Source organism: Tardiphaga sp. 839_C3_N1_4 (genome assembly GCF_051811045.1).
Taxonomy (GTDB): Bacteria; Pseudomonadota; Alphaproteobacteria; order Rhizobiales; family Xanthobacteraceae; genus Tardiphaga.
Window position 1 is genome coordinate 6,175,082 of sequence record NZ_JBPWQD010000001.1, and the last position, 15,879, is coordinate 6,190,960.

Genomic DNA, 15,879 nt, shown 5'->3' on the forward strand with positions numbered 1-15,879 from the left:
GGTATCACCCGACCTAGGTACTGTGATCCGAAGCCGGGGGCCGGGTCAGTTCAGGGAACTCGACATGGCATTGCGTGACTTGCTGGCGCCGCAGGCGCCGCGGACGACTTTCGTTGCAGCTGCCATTCTCGGAGCCGGCCTTGCCGCGACATTCGCCATTCGCGAATTCTCGGAACGCCTGATCGCGGCCGATATGCAGCGTCGCTTCGCTGCCGACGCCGTCGATATTTCCAATGCGATCAGCGAACGGCTGCGCACCCACGCCGAAGTACTGGTCAGCATGCAGGGGTTGTACGCCTCGATTGGCCGTGTCGATCGCGCCCAGTTCCGACGCTACATCGATGTGCTCGATCTTGGCCGCCGCTATCCCGGCTTCCAGGCCTTGCAGTCGCTGCGTCATGTGACGCCGGACCATCTCGATGCCTTCGTTGCCGAAGTTCGTGCCGACAAGAGCCTCGAGCATTCCGGACAGCCGGATTTCGCCCTGCGTCCGCCGGGGCCACGATCAATCTACAACGTGGTCGAATTCGTAGAGCCGATGCGCGGCAACGAAAGTGCGCTGGGCTTCGATGCCGGCGCCAATCCTGCACAGCTGGACTCGCTGCGGCGTTCCGCGGAGACCGGCCGGATTGTCGCGACGCCGCCGGTCAAACTGGTGCAGGACACCTCGGGTGGTCTCGGCTTCATTATCCGCGCACCGATCTACCGGGCCGGCGAGCCCACGCAGACCGTCTCGCAGCGAAACGCAGCGCTCCACGGTTTCGTTGCATCGGTCTATCGTACCAATGACCTGATGCGCGGCATCCTCGATCCGCGCACGCTGCAGCAAATGCATATCCAGGTGGTTGATCGCGGTTATGCCAAGCCGACGCCGGAAGGCGTCATGATTGGCGAGCCGGAAGATGCGACCGTCACTCCGACCCTCATGTATGACAGTCTTGAGCCAAATCTCGGTCTCGTGACGCAGATGGTGATGTCGGCGGGGATCTCGGCGGATCGTTCGCTGGTTGTCGGCGAGCGCGTATGGCGCGTCCTGTTCACCGCCAATCCCGGCTCGATCTACGAGGTCAGCCATATAGTGCCGAACGTCGTCCTCGCTAGCGGCAGCGCCATCAGCCTCTTGATGATGCTGCTCGCCGTGATCACGATGCGGTCGCGCCGGTTGTCCGGCAATCTCAGCACGCTCGATGCCGAGCAGCGCGCGCTGGTCGACAATCCGCTGGCAGGCATCCTGTTTACGGCCGGCCATCGCATCCTGCGCGGCAATCGCCGGATCGCCGAACTTTGCGGTCGCAGCTCCACTGCGCTTCCCGGCAACACGATCGACGAGTTGGTTGCGACGAAGGCGGACGGGGAGGCGTTCGATGCCGCGTTGAATCGTATTCGTGACAGCGCCATGGCGACGGAAGTCGAACTGCATCTGCGCCGCAGCGACGGCTCCACGCTGCTGGTGGATGCCTATGGCAAGCCGCTGGCTACCGGCGATATCCTCTGGGTGATCCAGGACAAGACCGACGCACTTGCTGTCGAGGCGGAGCGGCGGGCACATGCGCAGGCTATGGAGGAGGCCAACGAACGGCTGACGACCTCGCTGCAATTATCGGAAATTCGCGCCAAGGAAATCGTGCTGCTCACTGAACTCTCGGGCGTGCTGCAGTCGTGTCAGTCGCGCGAAGAGATTTTTGCGGCGGTTCAGACCTATGCAGGCTACCTGTTCACGGAAGAGGCGGGCGCGCTGTACTATCTAAGTAACGCACGCAACGCAGTTCAGCGCGGCGCCCATTGGGGCGCACTACAGGCCGATGCGGTATCGTTTCCGGTCGATGACTGCTGGGCGCTGCGTCGCGGCACGACATTCCCGATTTCAGAGGCGAGTCAGGGATTGGTCTGCAATCATGCCGGTCCGTGCGGTATCACCGGTACGGGGTTCGTTTGTCAGCCGCTGATCGCGCAGAACAACCTGCTTGGTCTGCTGTATCGCGAGCATACCTCTGTGTTCGGTGAGGGGACGGATCAATTGGCGACGATGCTGGCCGAACAGGTGTCGCTGGCGATGGCCAATCTCGAACTCCGCGAGTTACTGCGTCAGCAGGCGGTGCGCGATCCGCTGACGGATCTTCACAACCGCCGCTACCTCGAAGATGCCCTGGTGCGCGAGACCACGCGCAGCCAGCAGGACGGCAAGCCGCTCGCGCTGGCGATGCTCGACATCGATCACTTCAAGGGTATCAATGACAGTCACGGCCATGAGGCGGGTGATGCCGTGCTGCGCGGCCTCGGCAGGATATTGCGCGAGACGACGCGCGCCTCGGATATCATCGGCCGGTTCGGCGGCGAGGAGTTCCTGATGCTGATGCCGGGCGTCACGGTCGAGGTTGCAGCGCAGCGGGCGCAGCAGGTGCTCGATGCCGTGCATCGCATGCAGGTGACGCTGCCATCGGCCATGCTCGATGGCGTCACACTGTCGATCGGTCTGGCAGTGATGCCGGTGCACGTCGCTAACGGTGACGACCTGCTCGCGGCCGCCGACGCCGCACTTTACGAGGCCAAACGTGAGGGTCGCAACCGCGTCGTGGTCAGTCATCGCCGTGCGAAGGCCGATACTGCGGCCTGAGCTCGTGGGTCATTGTGAGATGGATAAAACGTCGGCACTTCGCTGAAGCTATACCCGTCACACATCGCGACAACGAGCGACGAATGTCGCGAAGATGCTACGATCCTACGGCTTCTGAAATCCAGGCATGCTTTGTCGGTTTAAGGCAGCTCGATCGATCCGTCCTATGCATTGCGGAGGCGAATGCCGCTGACATGCAGCGATGTCTCCCACAAGGGCGCCAGCGTCTTCAGGGACGGCAGGACGCGCAATTCGACGCCGGCGGCTTCCAGTGCCTTTTCGATGTTGTCGATCCGCTCCATGTTCAGCGGCATGGAAGGCGTGCGCGAAATCCACATACCCGCATCGTCCAGCGCTTCAAACCCGTCCGGCGAAAGCTCGTAGCGATAGATGGTGGTATGGGAGAGTCTGTCCAGCCAGCTGAGTTCGATATGCGCAACCATGCGGCAGGTGGTCATCTTCTTGTAGGCCGTGAGGTATTCCGGCGTCGTGCTCGCTGTCGGCCAGACAAAAATACGCGGGCAGTCTGGTGGGAACAGATACATCGGCGCATGCCAGTCATCGATCGCCCAGACCAGGGGACCGTTGAGCCACTCTTGTCCCTGGGCGCGAGGCGTTGCCACCTTCACCGGCCGTGGCATGAAGACTTCGATGTTGTTCTCGTCGCTGAAATGAAACAGGCGCATGGCGCACTCATGGGCGTCGGCGTGCAGGGCGTCAACTGCGATGCGGACTCTTGAACCGCGCACAATGAACTTGTTGCTTTGTCATGTCGGATCGGCCGGTCCCGGAACGTCTTTCAGACGGAACACGTTGAAATTCACCAAGGGAGGATCATGTCATGACCGGTTCCAGCCTGACGCCTGCGCCCGAACTCGTGAAGAAGGCCAGTTTTCGCTATCCCAATGAGAGCCGTGAATACCGCGATGCGCGTAATGCGTTGCTTGTCGAGGAGATCGAACTACGGCGTCAGATCGAGCGCGTCGCGGAGCTGCGTCGTGCGCTGCCAGATGGCGGCGAGGTGACCAAGGACTACGGCTTCATCGGCGAGAAGGGCCCCGTGAATTTCGCGGGTCTGTTCGGCGACAAGCAGACGCTTGTCATCTACTCCTACATGTATGGGCCGCAGCGCGAGAAACCTTGTCCGATGTGCACATCGCTGCTGTCGGCCTGGGACGGCGAGGTGCCTGACATTACTCAGCGCGTGGCGCTGGCCGTTGTGGCGCGCTCGCCGATCGAGCGGCTGGTCGCCTTCAAGAAGCAGCGTGGCTGGCATTACCTGCCGCTGTTCTCGGACACCTCCGGCGAATTCAGCCGTGACTATCACGGGCTGACCAAGGACGGTGGCGACGACGCTGCCTTCAACGTCTTCACCCGCCGCAGCGGCAAGGTTCGCCATTTCTGGAGCGGCGAGATGGATGGATCCACGGCCGATCCCGGCCAAGACCCGCGCGGGGCGCCGGATCTGATGCCGCTCTGGACGATTCTGGACGTTACGCCGGAGGGGCGGGGCACCGACTGGTATCCGAAGCTAAGCTATTGAGGTTTCTGTGGTTTGGTAGCCAATAGCTCCCTGAAAGAGGATCATAAGCGTTGCCGGGAGACCGCCGTAGCGGACATGGCTCCCGGCGCAACAGCCCCACACTAGGCCAATGGCCTAATCACAGCGCGCCAATAGTTCGGGCCGGGCGTGACCCAAAACCCCAGCGCGCCTGAGACCGGCCTGCGAGAGCTCTAGAGCTCTCGCAGGTTCCCCGAATTTGTCCTTTCACTTACTCAAAAAGGCCATGATTGGCAGGCCTTTAGGTAGGTATCGGTGGGGGACCTCCAATTAATCCGCATTTAACTAAAACTCGCCTTAATGGCGTTTCGCATCCCTGTGCGGTGCTTTTCGAGACCTGTGTGTCTCGTCAGGCACAACGGGCAGGGAGCTTAGTAAACGTGTGTTGGACGTCAGGCGTATGAGCAGCAGTAAACGTGCGTTGAACCATTCTGCACCCTCACGCCGAGGCCCGCACCAGGTGTCTAAATCCAGTTCACGCATGTTCGTGACGGGCGCAGCTCTTGCCGCCGTCGCATTGACCGGTGGATGGACGCTCGCCGGCAAGCTTTTCCAGAATGGCGTGGAGCCTGCGATGGTCTCCGCCAATCTCGGCAATGATGCAGGCGTTGGCCAGTCGTCCTTCGCCGAGCGCTTCGACGGCCGCTTCTCACGCACCGAACACCGCACATCCTTCTCCGAGCGTTTCGAGCCGGCCGTCAATGCGCCGCTCGCTGCCGCGCAGACCGAACCGAAGCGTCAGGTCGCCTGGTTCGACCCGACCTATTCGATGGGCGCCGCGCCCGAGCGCTTCGTCAAGCGCAACCCGGCTTCTGAAGCTGTTGTACCTGCACCAGCCGCGAAGCCGCAGGAAGTCGCACTGATGCAGCCGGCACCGACGGTACGCCAGCTCGTCGACAGCATTCCGATGCCGGCCGCGCGACCCTCCGATGCCCGTACGCCGTCCGCGCCGCAGCAGACAACACAAGCGCCGTCGCAGCCGGTCGCACAGGCCAGCGCCGCCAGGGGCGGTGCCTACGGCCACGACTCGCTGGTTCAGAAGGCGCGGCTGGCGCTGGCTGCGCAGCCCAAGTCCGGCAATTTCAACGTCTTTGAAAAACTGTTCGGTGGCAACGCTCCGCAGTCGGGCCCTGTGCTCGCTTATGCAGGCTCCGACGGTGGCGTGCTGAGCAACGGCACCGATGCGGCGGCCAGCAATGAGCCTACCCTGAGCGATCGCACCACCGCGGTCTACGACATCTCCGCGCGTAAAGTGTACATGCCCGACGGCACCAAGCTGGAAGCGCATTCCGGCCTCGGCAGCCGTCTCGACAATCCCGCTTATGCCCATGAGAAGATGCGCGGCGTGACGCCGCCGCACATCTATGATCTGAAGCCGCGCGAGGCTCTGTTCCATGGTGTGGCCGCGCTGCGCCTGACGCCGGTGGGCGGCGAGGGCGCGATCCATGGCCGCACGGGTCTACTCGCGCATACCTACATGCTCGGCCCCAATGGCGATTCCAACGGCTGCGTCTCGTTCCGGGATTACAACAAGTTCCTCCAGGCCTATCGCAACGGCGAAGTGAAGCGCCTCATCGTGGTTGCCAAACTCGACTGATCGATATGACTGACGTGTCGCCGATCAAGGCGATGCGCGTTCAGTGACTATGAGCCGACCTTCGGATCGGTCTTCCGTGCACTCGCGACATCTGCCGCGCCGCCCGTACTGTCGCCCATTTCAAGCCGTGTCATGCCGCGCAGATAGAGCGCCTTGGCGTATTTCGGATTAATGCGCAGCGCCGCATTGAAATCGGCCATGGCGCGGTCGTTGTCGCCCTTGTCGGACCACACGCTGCCACGATTGGTCAGCGCCGCCACATAGGTCGGTGCGATGCGGATCGCCTCGTTGTAGTCGGCGATGGCACGATCGTTGTCCCCCTTCAGGCTGAAGGCGAAGCCGCGGTTGAACACCGGGCAGGGGTCGTTCGGATTGATCCGGATTGCTTCGCCGAAATCGGCGATGGCGCGCGCATGATCGCCCTTCACAAGCCAGGCGCCGCCGCGATTGCTATAGGCGCCGCCTTCCTGCGGATTGAGACGGATCGCCATGTCGTAGTCGGCAATAGCGCGGTCGTTATCGTCCTTGGCGTACCAGGCGACACCGCGATTGACATAGGCATCGGTATTGTTGGGATCGAGACCGAGCGCCACGCTGAAGTCGCTGATGGCGCGGTCGTTATCGCCGCGGGCGAGCCAGAGATTTCCGCGCATGAAATAGGCGCGGGCATAATCCGGGTTCAGGCGGATGGCTTCGTCGAAGGCAGCCATGGCAGGGCCGCTTTCGTGCCGCTCGTGATATTCGAAGGCGCGATTGAAGTGCAATTCCGCGAGCCGGCGTCCGCTGTAATTGCCCGACGCGATGGCGCGGTCGCAGGCCGCGATCGCCAGGACGCCGGAGGCATCGGTACATTGCTGTGCATCGTCGGCGGCAGCTTGCGCGATCGGCATTGCTGCGCTCGCCAGCATGGCAGCGAACAGGACGCGGATGGCGCAACGGTTCAGGCTTGGAAAGTGGCGCATGGCTCGACCTCTCGCGTGAGACAGGCGTTGGTCACACCGCGAGGAGGAAGGGTTCAATGGTGGGAGAGGCTACCGGAAATCGATGCTGCGGAGCACGATGCCCGGTGGTCTTCCCTCAAATTCGGAATTCGCGAATTTGCGTGCCGCGCAGGCCTCGATGCGATCACGCAACCGGATGAATTGCTCCTCGCGCTGTTCGGGCTTGGTGCGTGCCACCTTTTCGAGCTCGTCCATCGCGCTGGTGCTGATCGCGCATGTCACTTCAGTCGCGTCATTCATCATCGAGAACAGGACGACCATGCGATTATATTCGAAGCTTTGGAAAACACCGTGTGTAAGCGCCATCGTCGTCTTCCCGCGTTAGGCCTTGCGCTTCGGCACGACAGGGTTGAGTTCAGCGATCTTGCGCAAGCATTCGGCCTCGGTGGGATGTGGGCCCGTAACAAAGGTTCCGCTGATCTTGGTGCTGTACCAGCCGGACTCGACGCCGAGGCGGAGAGATTCTGCGACTTGAACGTGACGGTGCAAGAGGTTCTGCATGAGGATGCTTTCGGTTGAGCGCTGGCTGCTGCGGGATCGCTGCGACCTGCGTAATGATGGGATCAGTCGTTGGCGGCAAGCCGCGTAAAATCGTCCAGAACGATGGCGATCAGATCGCGGTGCTGGGTATCCTGTGCGCTGAGCGATGCGCCGTAGAGATTGAGGACGTAGCGCGCCTTCGCTGCAGCCTCAGGCCATGTGGTGGCCGGCGTGGTCAGTAACTGCTCTTCGAGTGCCAGCTGCCGCTCACGCAGTGCTGCGGCATTGGATTCGACTTCGGCAAGACTACGCCGGATATCGGTGGCTTTCTGTGCCGCCATGCCGCGGCGGCTATCCAGCTCGACGGGAGTGTCGGTCATGGTGCGCTCGCATCGATGCGCTGCACATCCGCCAGCTCAAGCGACCCAATGGAGATCATCTCCATGGAACTTGTATGGGGCGGTGCACCAGGCACTATGATCATGGTCGCCGTGCGCCGATAGCTGGCGAAGGAGAGTCCTTCGATCATCTCCTCATCGGTGATGACGTCATACGACCCTGCCGGGATCAAACGATCAACGTCCTTCAACTGGAAAGGATGCTTGAAAGTAACGGTCTCACGGCGCGATCTCGTGGTCACGCGCGCATGTCGCTGCTGAGATCTGGCATGAGATTAGCGTGCGCCTATTCACAGGCATTAGCCATCGATTTCTTTGAGCAATCCGGCATTTTGCCGAATATCGGGCCCATTGTCTTGTTATCGGACGTTTCGTCGCCATTTCGAGGATGTATCCGACATTGACGATGGTCTCGCCGACGCTTGCGCCGAGTTTTCTCGCAAGATCGTCGCGTAGCGGGCGACGCTTGCGGTGCCTTTGAAATCAAAGATCCTACCGGGATGAGGTGTTTCGCATGAAGATCCGTGTTGGCTACGAGATGATCTATGATTTTCCTCAGCCGACGCCTGTGATGATCGTGATGGGAACGCATTTCACGCGTGCCTCGGACGTCGTCGTGCCGGATTATCTCACCACGAGCCCGGCTGTGCCGATCACGCCCTATCGCGATGGCTTTGGCAACTGGTGCAGCCGCATCGTCGCGCCGACGGGCCGCATCACGTTCAAAGCCGACGGGATCGTCAACGATAGCGGCAAGCCGGATATCATCGTGCCGTCGGCCATCCAGCACGCGGTAGAGGATCTGCCGGCCGAGACGATCGTCTATCTGCTTGGCAGCCGTTACTGCGAGACGGATCGGCTGTCGGACGTCGCCTGGCAGTTGTTCGAGAAGACTGTGCCTGGCTGGGCGCGCGTGCAGGCAATCTGCGATTTTGTGCACAACCATATCCAGTTCGGTTACGAGCACGCACGCGCGACCAAGACCGCCTGGGACGCTTACAACGAGGGGAAGGGCGTCTGCCGCGACTATGCGCATCTGGCCATCACTTTCTGCCGCTGCATGAATATTCCAGCGCGCTACTGCACCGGCTATCTCGGTGACATCGGTATGCCGAAGCCATGGGCCGACGGCGATTTCGCTGGCTGGTTCGAAGCCTATATCGGTGGCCGCTGGTATACATTTGACGCCCGCAACAACATCCCGCGCATCGGCCGCGTGTTGATCGCGCAGGGCCGCGATGCCGCGGATGTGCCGATCACGCAAACTTTTGGGCCGAACACGCTGGTGAGTTTCAAGGTGTGGACCGACGAGATCGAAGAAGGCGCTCAGCCTGCCAACTGATCGCTTTGTCGGTTCTGTCATTACGCTCGCTTAAGCCTGCATTTTCAGCAGCAGGTGAGCGGCCAGGGAGGAACCGAGCACGCCGCTGAGAATTTCACCTGTCATTGCTTCGTAAGGACAGGACCGATGGCAAACACTCTGACAAGCCTGACGACCGCCGTGGCGTTGATTGCGGGTTCCAGCGCCGCGGCTTTGGGCACCGGCACGGACGCACAGCGCGAAGCCTGCACGCCCGATGCGTTTCGCCTCTGTACATCCGCGATGCCGGATGAGGGGCGGGTAGAAAACTGTCTGCGCAACGCAGGACCGCGATTGAGCCGCGCCTGTTACGATGTGTTCTTTCCGCAGTCGGCCAACAATCAAGCCCAGATGACGCGTGGGCATATGCCAATGCGCGAGCGCGCACAGCCTTCGGCTCCGGATCGCATGCAGACACCGTCGATGCCGCCGGCCAGCGGTGATGATGATTGAGGCAACGCGGATCAGGTTTGGCGCGAACGAAGAAGGCGGCGCCGATTGCGCCGCCTTTGAGGTATGTCCGAAGAACCGTCGAACTGCGCGTTATCTGAATCCGCCAGTAACGTGCAGCGTTTCGCCGGTCACGTAAGATGCAGCATCGGAGGCCAGGAAAGCCACGACCGAAGCGATCTCCTCAACCTTGCCGATGCGGCCCATGGGCGTGACGGATTCGATCCACTTGCGCATGTCGCCTTCATGGAATCCGGCTGACACCACGCCCTCGGTCGCGATCATGCCGGGATTGACGGCGTTGACGCGGATCTTGCGCGGCGCAAGCTCCTTCGCCAGGACCGACGTGATCGCATCGACCGAGGCCTTGGTCGCGGTGTAGACCGCCGAGCCCGGCGGGGTGATGGTCGAGACGCCTGATGAGATGTTGATGATGCTGCCGCCATTGGCGTTGAAGTGTCTGGCCGCTTCCTGGGAGGCGAGCAGCAGCCCGAGCACGTTTAGATCGAAATGCCTGTGAAAGTGCTCCGGCGTAATGCTGTCGAGAGGGGCGAATTCGTAGACGCCCGCATTGTTAACGAGAATGTCGATCGGCCCGAACGCCTTGACCGTCTCGGCCACCACGGATTTCGCACCGTCCGGTTCGGCGAGATTGCCGTGCACGGCGACGGCCTTGCCGCCTTGGGCGGTGATCTTCGCGACGACCTCGTCGGCGCCCTTCTTGCTGGATGCGTAATTGACGGCGACGGCAGCGCCCCCGGCGGCCAGTTGAATGGCAATCTCAGCGCCGATGCCCTTTGAGCCGCCGGTCACCAGCGCAACTTTGCCTTCGAATGTCTTGGTCATGGTCGTGATCCCTCTTGGATGCTTCAGTAGTTCGGAAGTATGGAACTATTGAACCAGCGCAAGGGGGCGCCTATATCTTTTTTATGGTTCAGTTCGTTCACCCCGCGACCAAGGACATCACGCTATCCGGCGTGCTCTCGGCGCTGGCCGATCCCATTCGGCTGCAGATCGTCCGGGGCTTGCTGCAGGAGAGCGGCTGCCTGTCCTGCACGGCGGCGTCGCCATGCCCGACCATCGCCAAGTCGACCCTGTCGAACCATTTTCGCGTGCTGCGCGAGGCTGGCCTGATCCAGACCAGCAAGAAGGGCGTCGAACATCAGAACGCGGTGCGGGCCACCGATATCGAAGCGCGGTTTCCCGGGCTATTGATGGCGATCCTGGCGAGTTCGCTGAGTGATGCGCCGGGTGCGGTTGCCTGAAACAGGCAAGAAGAAGCCTGGCGCAAGATCGAGCGTAGTAACCAAAAACAAAAGCCCCGGCACCGCTGCCGGGGTTTTGCATTTGATAGTTCGTTTGTTGCTGATGTGGCGACAGAGCGTGCCATTAACGCGTTAAAGGAGAATGATTCCGAAATTCTCGAAGCGAGAAGTATTGATATCAGAAGTCGCCTAGTGGCGGACCAACTTCTTGTTGCAAGGAATTTTGTAAGTGAGATCGCTCGCGCTGCGGGGCACGCAGTGTCTCAGTCTGCCAGAATCATTGGTGGCGAATTGACGGAGTTGGGCGCGAGAAGCTGGGATGAAATTAAAGAAAATGTTCCGAAAGGGGTTGGGGCTGCTGCGCGTGTTACTCCAATGATTCTGCTCATCGCTCTCGTTGCCAAGATCTCAGGCCCAGTCGCTGGAATCGCGGGAGCAACAGCGGCCTTTAAGCCTCTCTCGAAGGAGTTGAAGAGGTTGATGAGTAAGGTTAGCTCAGAAGACGCAAAGTCAAATAAGAAATAGGGCACGTCGGCTACTCGACTGGACAGGATGAGCATACTCTAACAAAAACCCCGGCATCGCTGCCGGGGTTTCTGCATTTGATAGTGCGATGAAGCGTTAGACTTAGAAGTCCATACCGCCCATGCCGCCGCCCGGAGGCATGCCGCCTGCTGCGCCGCCCTTCTTGGGCAGCTCGGCAACCATGGCTTCCGTGGTGATCAGGAGGCCGGCAACCGAAGCTGCGTTCTGGATCGCTGCACGGACAACCTTGGTCGGATCGATAATGCCCTTCTTGAGCATGTCGCCGTAGGTGCCGGTCTGCGAGTCGAAGCCGTAGCTGTAGGTCGCGGTCTCGAGGACCTTGCCGACGATGACCGAACCGTCTTCGCCTGCGTTGATGGCGATCTGGCGAGCCGGAGCCGACAGGGCCTTGCGGACGATCTCGACGCCGGTCTTCTGGTCGTCGTTCGCGGTCTTGATCTTCTTCAGCTGTTCCGAAGCGCGGAGCAGAGCGACGCCGCCGCCGGGGACGATGCCTTCTTCAACCGCAGCGCGGGTCGCATGCATCGCGTCATCAACGCGGTCCTTGCGCTCCTTCACTTCGACTTCGGTCGCGCCGCCGACGCGGATGACGGCAACGCCGCCAGCCAGCTTGGCCAGACGCTCCTGCAGCTTCTCACGGTCGTAGTCCGAAGTGGTTTCTTCGATCTGCGCCTTGATCTGCGCCACGCGTGCTTCGATGTCGGCCTTCTTGCCGGCGCCGTTGACGATGGTGGAGTTTTCCTTGTCGATCATCACCTTCTTGGCGCGACCGAGCATGGCGAGCGTGACGTTCTCGAGCTTGATGCCGAGATCTTCCGAGATCGCCTGGCCGCCGGTCAGGATCGCGATGTCCTGCAGCATGGCCTTGCGGCGATCGCCGAAGCCCGGAGCCTTGACGGCAGCGACCTTGAGGCCGCCACGCAGGCGGTTGACGACGAGGGTGGCGAGAGCTTCGCCTTCGACGTCTTCCGCAACGATGACGAGCGGCTTGCCGGTCTGCACGACGGCTTCGAGCAGCGGCAGCATCTCGTTCAGCGAGGAGAGCTTCTTCTCGTTGATCAGGATGTAGGCGTCGTCGAATTCGACACGCATCTTGTCGGCGTTGGTGACGAAGTAGGGCGAGATGTAGCCGCGGTCGAACTGCATGCCTTCGACGACGTCGAGTTCGGTTTCGAGCGACTTGGCTTCTTCAACCGTGATGACGCCCTCGTTGCCAACCTTCTTCATCGCGTCTGCGAGGAACTTGCCGATTTCCGCATCGCCGTTCGCCGAAATGGTGCCGACCTGAGCGATTTCGTCGTTCGAGGTGACCTTCTTGGAGTTCTTGACGAGGTCAGCAACCACGGCTTCCACAGCCAGGTCGATGCCGCGCTTCAGATCCATCGGGTTCATGCCGGCAGCAACCGACTTGGCGCCTTCACGGACGATTGCCTGGGCGAGCACGGTAGCAGTGGTGGTGCCGTCGCCGGCTGCGTCGGCCGACTTCGAAGCCACTTCGCGCACCATCTGGGCGCCCATGTTCTCGAACTTGTCGTCGAGCTCGATTTCCTTGGCGACGGTGACGCCGTCCTTGGTGATGCGGGGCGCGCCGAACGACTTGTCGATGACGACGTTGCGGCCCTTCGGACCGAGCGTCACCTTCACGGCGTTGGCGAGAATGTCGACGCCGCGCAGCATCTTGTCGCGGGCATCAACGCCGAATTTCACTTCTTTAGCTGACATGTTTTGCTTCCTTGAAAATCAGGATGGGTGGGGAAAAGGCGCTTAAGCGGCCTTCTTCTTGGCGGGAGCGGCACCTTCGAGGACGCCCATGATGTCGCTTTCCTTCATGATCAGCAGGTCCTGACCATCGATCTTGACCTCGGTGCCCGACCACTTGCCGAACAGCACGCGCTCGCCGACCTTCAGATCGATCGGGATCAGCTTGCCGGCTTCGTCGCGGCCGCCCGGGCCGACGGAGACGATCTCGCCCTGGGAGGGCTTCTCTTTGGCGCTATCCGGAATGATGATGCCGCCAGCGGACTTCTCTTCGGCGTCGATACGCTTGACCACAACGCGATCGTGAAGCGGACGGAATTTCATGCAGTCCTCCTAAGTTTCTGTAGATGCTTGAGAAATTTAAATTGGCAGTCTGAGCCAACAAGTGCCAGCGCAGCTAGTCCGGACATAGGCCGAACGTTCCCCACCGGCAAGGGTCTGTATCAAATATTTTGGCACTCAAATATGACGGGTGCCAGAATTGGTTAAAATCCTCCGATACCGGTCATCGAATGCGTTAGCATTCGCGGTAAGCTGCTGCTAACGCTCGGCTTTCAACTCATTATTAAACTTTTAAGCTTGTGATGAAGACGTTGCTTGCGTCACATTTCATGCATCGTGTTGTCATGGGCGAAGTGGAAGCCGGTTCGCTGCAGTCAGCACGGTCACAGGAGAGCAGAGCGAAGTTCGACGTCAAACCGGAATCCACTTAGCCGAATGCGCTTTGTCCATGGAGGTTGAACATGGTCTCGAGAAATGCAGCTTCTGACGATTTCAGAAAGCAGGTGCTTGGCTACGGACTGACGACGGCGCAGATCCTCTACCGCATGCCCGATCACCCCTCGCTGCTGCAGACCTATGTCTGGCAGAACTATGATCTGTTTCCGAAGTTTCCAGCGCTGAAGGATTTCCTGGATTTCTGGCAAGAGAAGCTCGATGGCCCGCTCTTTGCGGTAACCGTCGCACATTCGAAACTGATCAAGCCAGCCGAACTTCGTGCAGTGGATGGCGTCTTCCGGTTGCACTAGTCCGCGCCTCTCAACGCGCCGGATGAATTGCCGCTGTGCTGAACTACAGCTAGGTTCCCAGACGCGCTGGCCGTTTGTTAGGCATTGCGCCGGGTGGGAAACACGACATGGCGAAGCTGAAGCGAACGTCAAAGAGCGCGGCGAAAACGGCTGCGACGAAGAAGCCTGCGACACAGGCAGTAGCGAAAGCGGCAAAGAAGCTCTCTGTTGGTAAGCCGGCCAAGGCGAGTACAAAAGCTGTCGCCAAGGCCGCGGCGAAACCTGGTATGCGCCGCAAGCAACGCGTCGCGATCAGCCACTATCAGGAAGAAGCATTTCTCGGCGACGGCCTGCGCGCTTATGCGAAGTATCGCGATCTCGGCGTCGCCGCTGCGACCGGAGGTTTGGCACACGCGCATGTCATCCGGCTGATCGGACCTTGCGATCCGAAAGAGGTCTCCAAGCTTCACTATCACGACGCCGAATTTCAGCTGGTCTATGTGCTGAATGGCTGGGTGAAGGCCTATATGGAAGGCGAGGGCGAGATGACCATGCGTCAGGGGTCATGTTGGACCCAGCCGCCGCGCATCAGGCATCTGATCCGCGATTACTCCGACAATTGCGAATTGCTTGAAGTGATTCTGCCGGCGGAATTCAAGACGGTGGAAGTCCGGTAGTTCGCGTGCGGAAATGCGACGCGTACCTTGTTTGCGCGTTGCAGTGGCGTTGAATCAGCTATGCTGAGCCCGTCGCTGCCCTGGCCCTCAACGAGTATCTCATGACTGCATCCGTTCCGGTTTTCGACGGTCACAACGATGTGCTGCTGCGGCTGTACAAATCGCAATCGCAGGATCCGGTATCCGACTTCCTGACCGGGGAAGTCGCCGGTCACATCGACCTGCCGAAGGCGAAGGCCGGCGCATTCGTCGGTGGGCTGTTCGCGCTGTATTCGCCGGCGGCTCAGGCGTCAGCGGGATTCATGGCGCAGATGACGGGCGGACGCTACGCCGTGCCGCTTCCCGAGCCGCTGACGATGGACGAGGCCCGCAATTCCGTCGTCGCCGAACTGGCCATCCTGCTGCAGCTCGAACGCGCTTCCGCAGGCGCGGTGGCGATCTGCACCACCACCGCCGAAATCCGGTCCGCCATTGAGCGCAAGGCGCTGGCCGTGGTGGTCCATCTGGAAGGCGCGGAGGCCATCGACGCCGAGCTCAGATTCCTCGACGTTCTCTATGCGGCGGGGTTGCGGTCGATCGGGCCGGTGTGGAGCCGGACCAACATCTTCGGCCATGGCGTGCCGTTTCACTTCCCGTCCGGGCCCGATCTCGGCGACGGTCTCACCGCGGCCGGCGAGCGGTTGATCGGCGCCTGCAATGACCTGAAGATTCTGGTCGACCTGTCGCACATCACCGAGAAGGGCTTTTGGGATGTGGCGCGGCTGTCGAAGGCGCCGCTGGTGGCGACCCATTCCAATGCCCATGCGCTGTGCCCGTCGCCGCGCAATCTCACCGACAAGCAGCTCGCCGCGATCCGCGACACCGGCGGCATGGTCGGCCTGAATTTCGCGACCTGCTTCCTGCGCCCCGACGGCAGCATGCGGCCCGACACCGGCATCGAGCTAATGGTGCAGCAGATCGACTATCTGCTGGAGAAGCTGGGCGAGGATCACGTCGGGCTGGGATCGGATTTCGACGGCGCGGTGGTGCCCGAGGCCATCGACTCCGCCGCGGGCCTGCAGGCGCTGTTCGTGGCCTTGCGCGACAAGGGCTATTCCGAGACGCTGCTCGGCAAGCTCGGCTCGGGCAACTGGCTCGATCTGCTGCAGCGGACGATCGGCTGACC

Annotated in this window: 18 protein-coding genes; 9 read left to right on the top strand and 9 right to left on the bottom strand. The window is 61.0% G+C overall.

Annotated elements, in window-relative coordinates:
• The first annotated feature begins 64 nt into the window (after positions 1-64).
• On the top strand, positions 65-2,614 hold the full coding sequence (locus AB8A38_RS29465; RefSeq protein WP_439088412.1) for a diguanylate cyclase: 2,550 nt from the start codon (positions 65-67) through the stop codon (positions 2,612-2,614).
• 164 nt (positions 2,615-2,778) lie between these two features.
• Here AB8A38_RS29465 and AB8A38_RS29470 read toward each other — a convergent pair whose 3' ends face one another.
• Positions 2,779-3,300 (bottom strand): DUF6886 family protein, encoded by a 522-nt coding sequence (locus tag AB8A38_RS29470; protein WP_315842863.1) that lies wholly within the window; start codon positions 3,298-3,300, stop codon positions 2,779-2,781.
• A 155-nt stretch (positions 3,301-3,455) separates the two neighbouring features.
• Between AB8A38_RS29470 and AB8A38_RS29475 the strand changes: the two genes are divergently transcribed.
• Positions 3,456-4,157 (top strand): DUF899 family protein, encoded by a 702-nt coding sequence (locus AB8A38_RS29475; protein ID WP_439088413.1) that lies wholly within the window; start codon positions 3,456-3,458, stop codon positions 4,155-4,157.
• A 499-nt stretch (positions 4,158-4,656) separates the two neighbouring features.
• On the top strand, positions 4,657-5,772 hold the full coding sequence (locus AB8A38_RS29480; protein ID WP_439088414.1) for a tlde1 domain-containing protein: 1,116 nt from the start codon (positions 4,657-4,659) through the stop codon (positions 5,770-5,772).
• Positions 5,773-5,819: 47 nt separating this feature from the next.
• Here AB8A38_RS29480 and AB8A38_RS29485 read toward each other — a convergent pair whose 3' ends face one another.
• The 5 genes from AB8A38_RS29485 to AB8A38_RS29505 form a co-directional block, all read right to left on the bottom strand.
• On the bottom strand, positions 5,820-6,734 hold the full coding sequence (locus AB8A38_RS29485) for a tetratricopeptide repeat protein (protein ID WP_439088415.1): 915 nt from the start codon (positions 6,732-6,734) through the stop codon (positions 5,820-5,822).
• A gap of 69 nt (positions 6,735-6,803) precedes the next feature.
• On the bottom strand, positions 6,804-7,079 hold the full coding sequence (locus tag AB8A38_RS29490) for a DUF1488 family protein (RefSeq protein ID WP_439088416.1): 276 nt from the start codon (positions 7,077-7,079) through the stop codon (positions 6,804-6,806).
• A 15-nt stretch (positions 7,080-7,094) separates the two neighbouring features.
• Entirely contained in the window at positions 7,095-7,274 is a 180-nt protein-coding gene (locus AB8A38_RS29495; RefSeq protein ID WP_068736084.1) for a hypothetical protein, read from the bottom strand.
• A gap of 62 nt (positions 7,275-7,336) precedes the next feature.
• A complete protein-coding gene (locus AB8A38_RS29500; protein ID WP_068736086.1) occupies positions 7,337-7,633 on the bottom strand; it encodes a hypothetical protein in 297 nt (98 codons plus the stop codon).
• Positions 7,630-7,893 carry a hypothetical protein gene (locus AB8A38_RS29505; RefSeq protein ID WP_439088417.1) on the bottom strand — a complete coding sequence of 88 codons (264 nt, stop codon included), beginning with the start codon at positions 7,891-7,893 and terminating at the stop codon, positions 7,630-7,632. The genes AB8A38_RS29500 and AB8A38_RS29505 overlap by 4 nt, the downstream gene beginning before the upstream one ends.
• A gap of 272 nt (positions 7,894-8,165) precedes the next feature.
• On the opposite strand from AB8A38_RS29505, the gene AB8A38_RS29510 reads away from it, so the two are divergent.
• Positions 8,166-8,993: a transglutaminase domain-containing protein gene (locus AB8A38_RS29510; RefSeq protein WP_439088418.1), complete on the top strand. Its 828-nt coding sequence runs from the start codon at positions 8,166-8,168 to the stop codon at positions 8,991-8,993.
• A 126-nt stretch (positions 8,994-9,119) separates the two neighbouring features.
• Positions 9,120-9,464: a hypothetical protein gene (locus tag AB8A38_RS29515; RefSeq protein WP_439088419.1), complete on the top strand. Its 345-nt coding sequence runs from the start codon at positions 9,120-9,122 to the stop codon at positions 9,462-9,464.
• Between the two features lie 90 nt (positions 9,465-9,554).
• Here AB8A38_RS29515 and AB8A38_RS29520 read toward each other — a convergent pair whose 3' ends face one another.
• Positions 9,555-10,307 (bottom strand): SDR family NAD(P)-dependent oxidoreductase, encoded by a 753-nt coding sequence (locus AB8A38_RS29520; protein WP_439088420.1) that lies wholly within the window; start codon positions 10,305-10,307, stop codon positions 9,555-9,557.
• An 83-nt stretch (positions 10,308-10,390) separates the two neighbouring features.
• Between AB8A38_RS29520 and AB8A38_RS29525 the strand changes: the two genes are divergently transcribed.
• Positions 10,391-10,726, top strand: coding sequence for an ArsR/SmtB family transcription factor (locus tag AB8A38_RS29525; RefSeq protein WP_439088421.1), 336 nt, complete (start codon positions 10,391-10,393; stop codon positions 10,724-10,726).
• Between the two features lie 627 nt (positions 10,727-11,353).
• Here the strand turns inward: AB8A38_RS29525 and groL are convergent.
• On the bottom strand, positions 11,354-12,994 hold the full coding sequence (gene groL, locus AB8A38_RS29530) for a chaperonin GroEL (protein WP_439088422.1): 1,641 nt from the start codon (positions 12,992-12,994) through the stop codon (positions 11,354-11,356).
• Between the two features lie 42 nt (positions 12,995-13,036).
• Positions 13,037-13,354: a co-chaperone GroES gene (locus AB8A38_RS29535; protein ID WP_089264960.1), complete on the bottom strand. Its 318-nt coding sequence runs from the start codon at positions 13,352-13,354 to the stop codon at positions 13,037-13,039.
• A gap of 419 nt (positions 13,355-13,773) precedes the next feature.
• Here AB8A38_RS29535 and AB8A38_RS29540 point away from each other — a divergent pair, with 419 nt between their 5' ends.
• From AB8A38_RS29540 to AB8A38_RS29550, 3 genes are all read left to right on the top strand, one after another.
• Complete coding sequence (locus AB8A38_RS29540; protein ID WP_068736319.1) at positions 13,774-14,058, top strand: usg protein; 285 nt, start codon at positions 13,774-13,776, stop codon at positions 14,056-14,058.
• Positions 14,059-14,165: 107 nt separating this feature from the next.
• On the top strand, positions 14,166-14,714 hold the full coding sequence (locus AB8A38_RS29545) for a cupin domain-containing protein (RefSeq protein WP_439088423.1): 549 nt from the start codon (positions 14,166-14,168) through the stop codon (positions 14,712-14,714).
• A 101-nt stretch (positions 14,715-14,815) separates the two neighbouring features.
• Positions 14,816-15,877: a dipeptidase gene (locus AB8A38_RS29550; protein ID WP_439088424.1), complete on the top strand. Its 1,062-nt coding sequence runs from the start codon at positions 14,816-14,818 to the stop codon at positions 15,875-15,877.
• Positions 15,878-15,879: the final 2 nt, after the last annotated feature.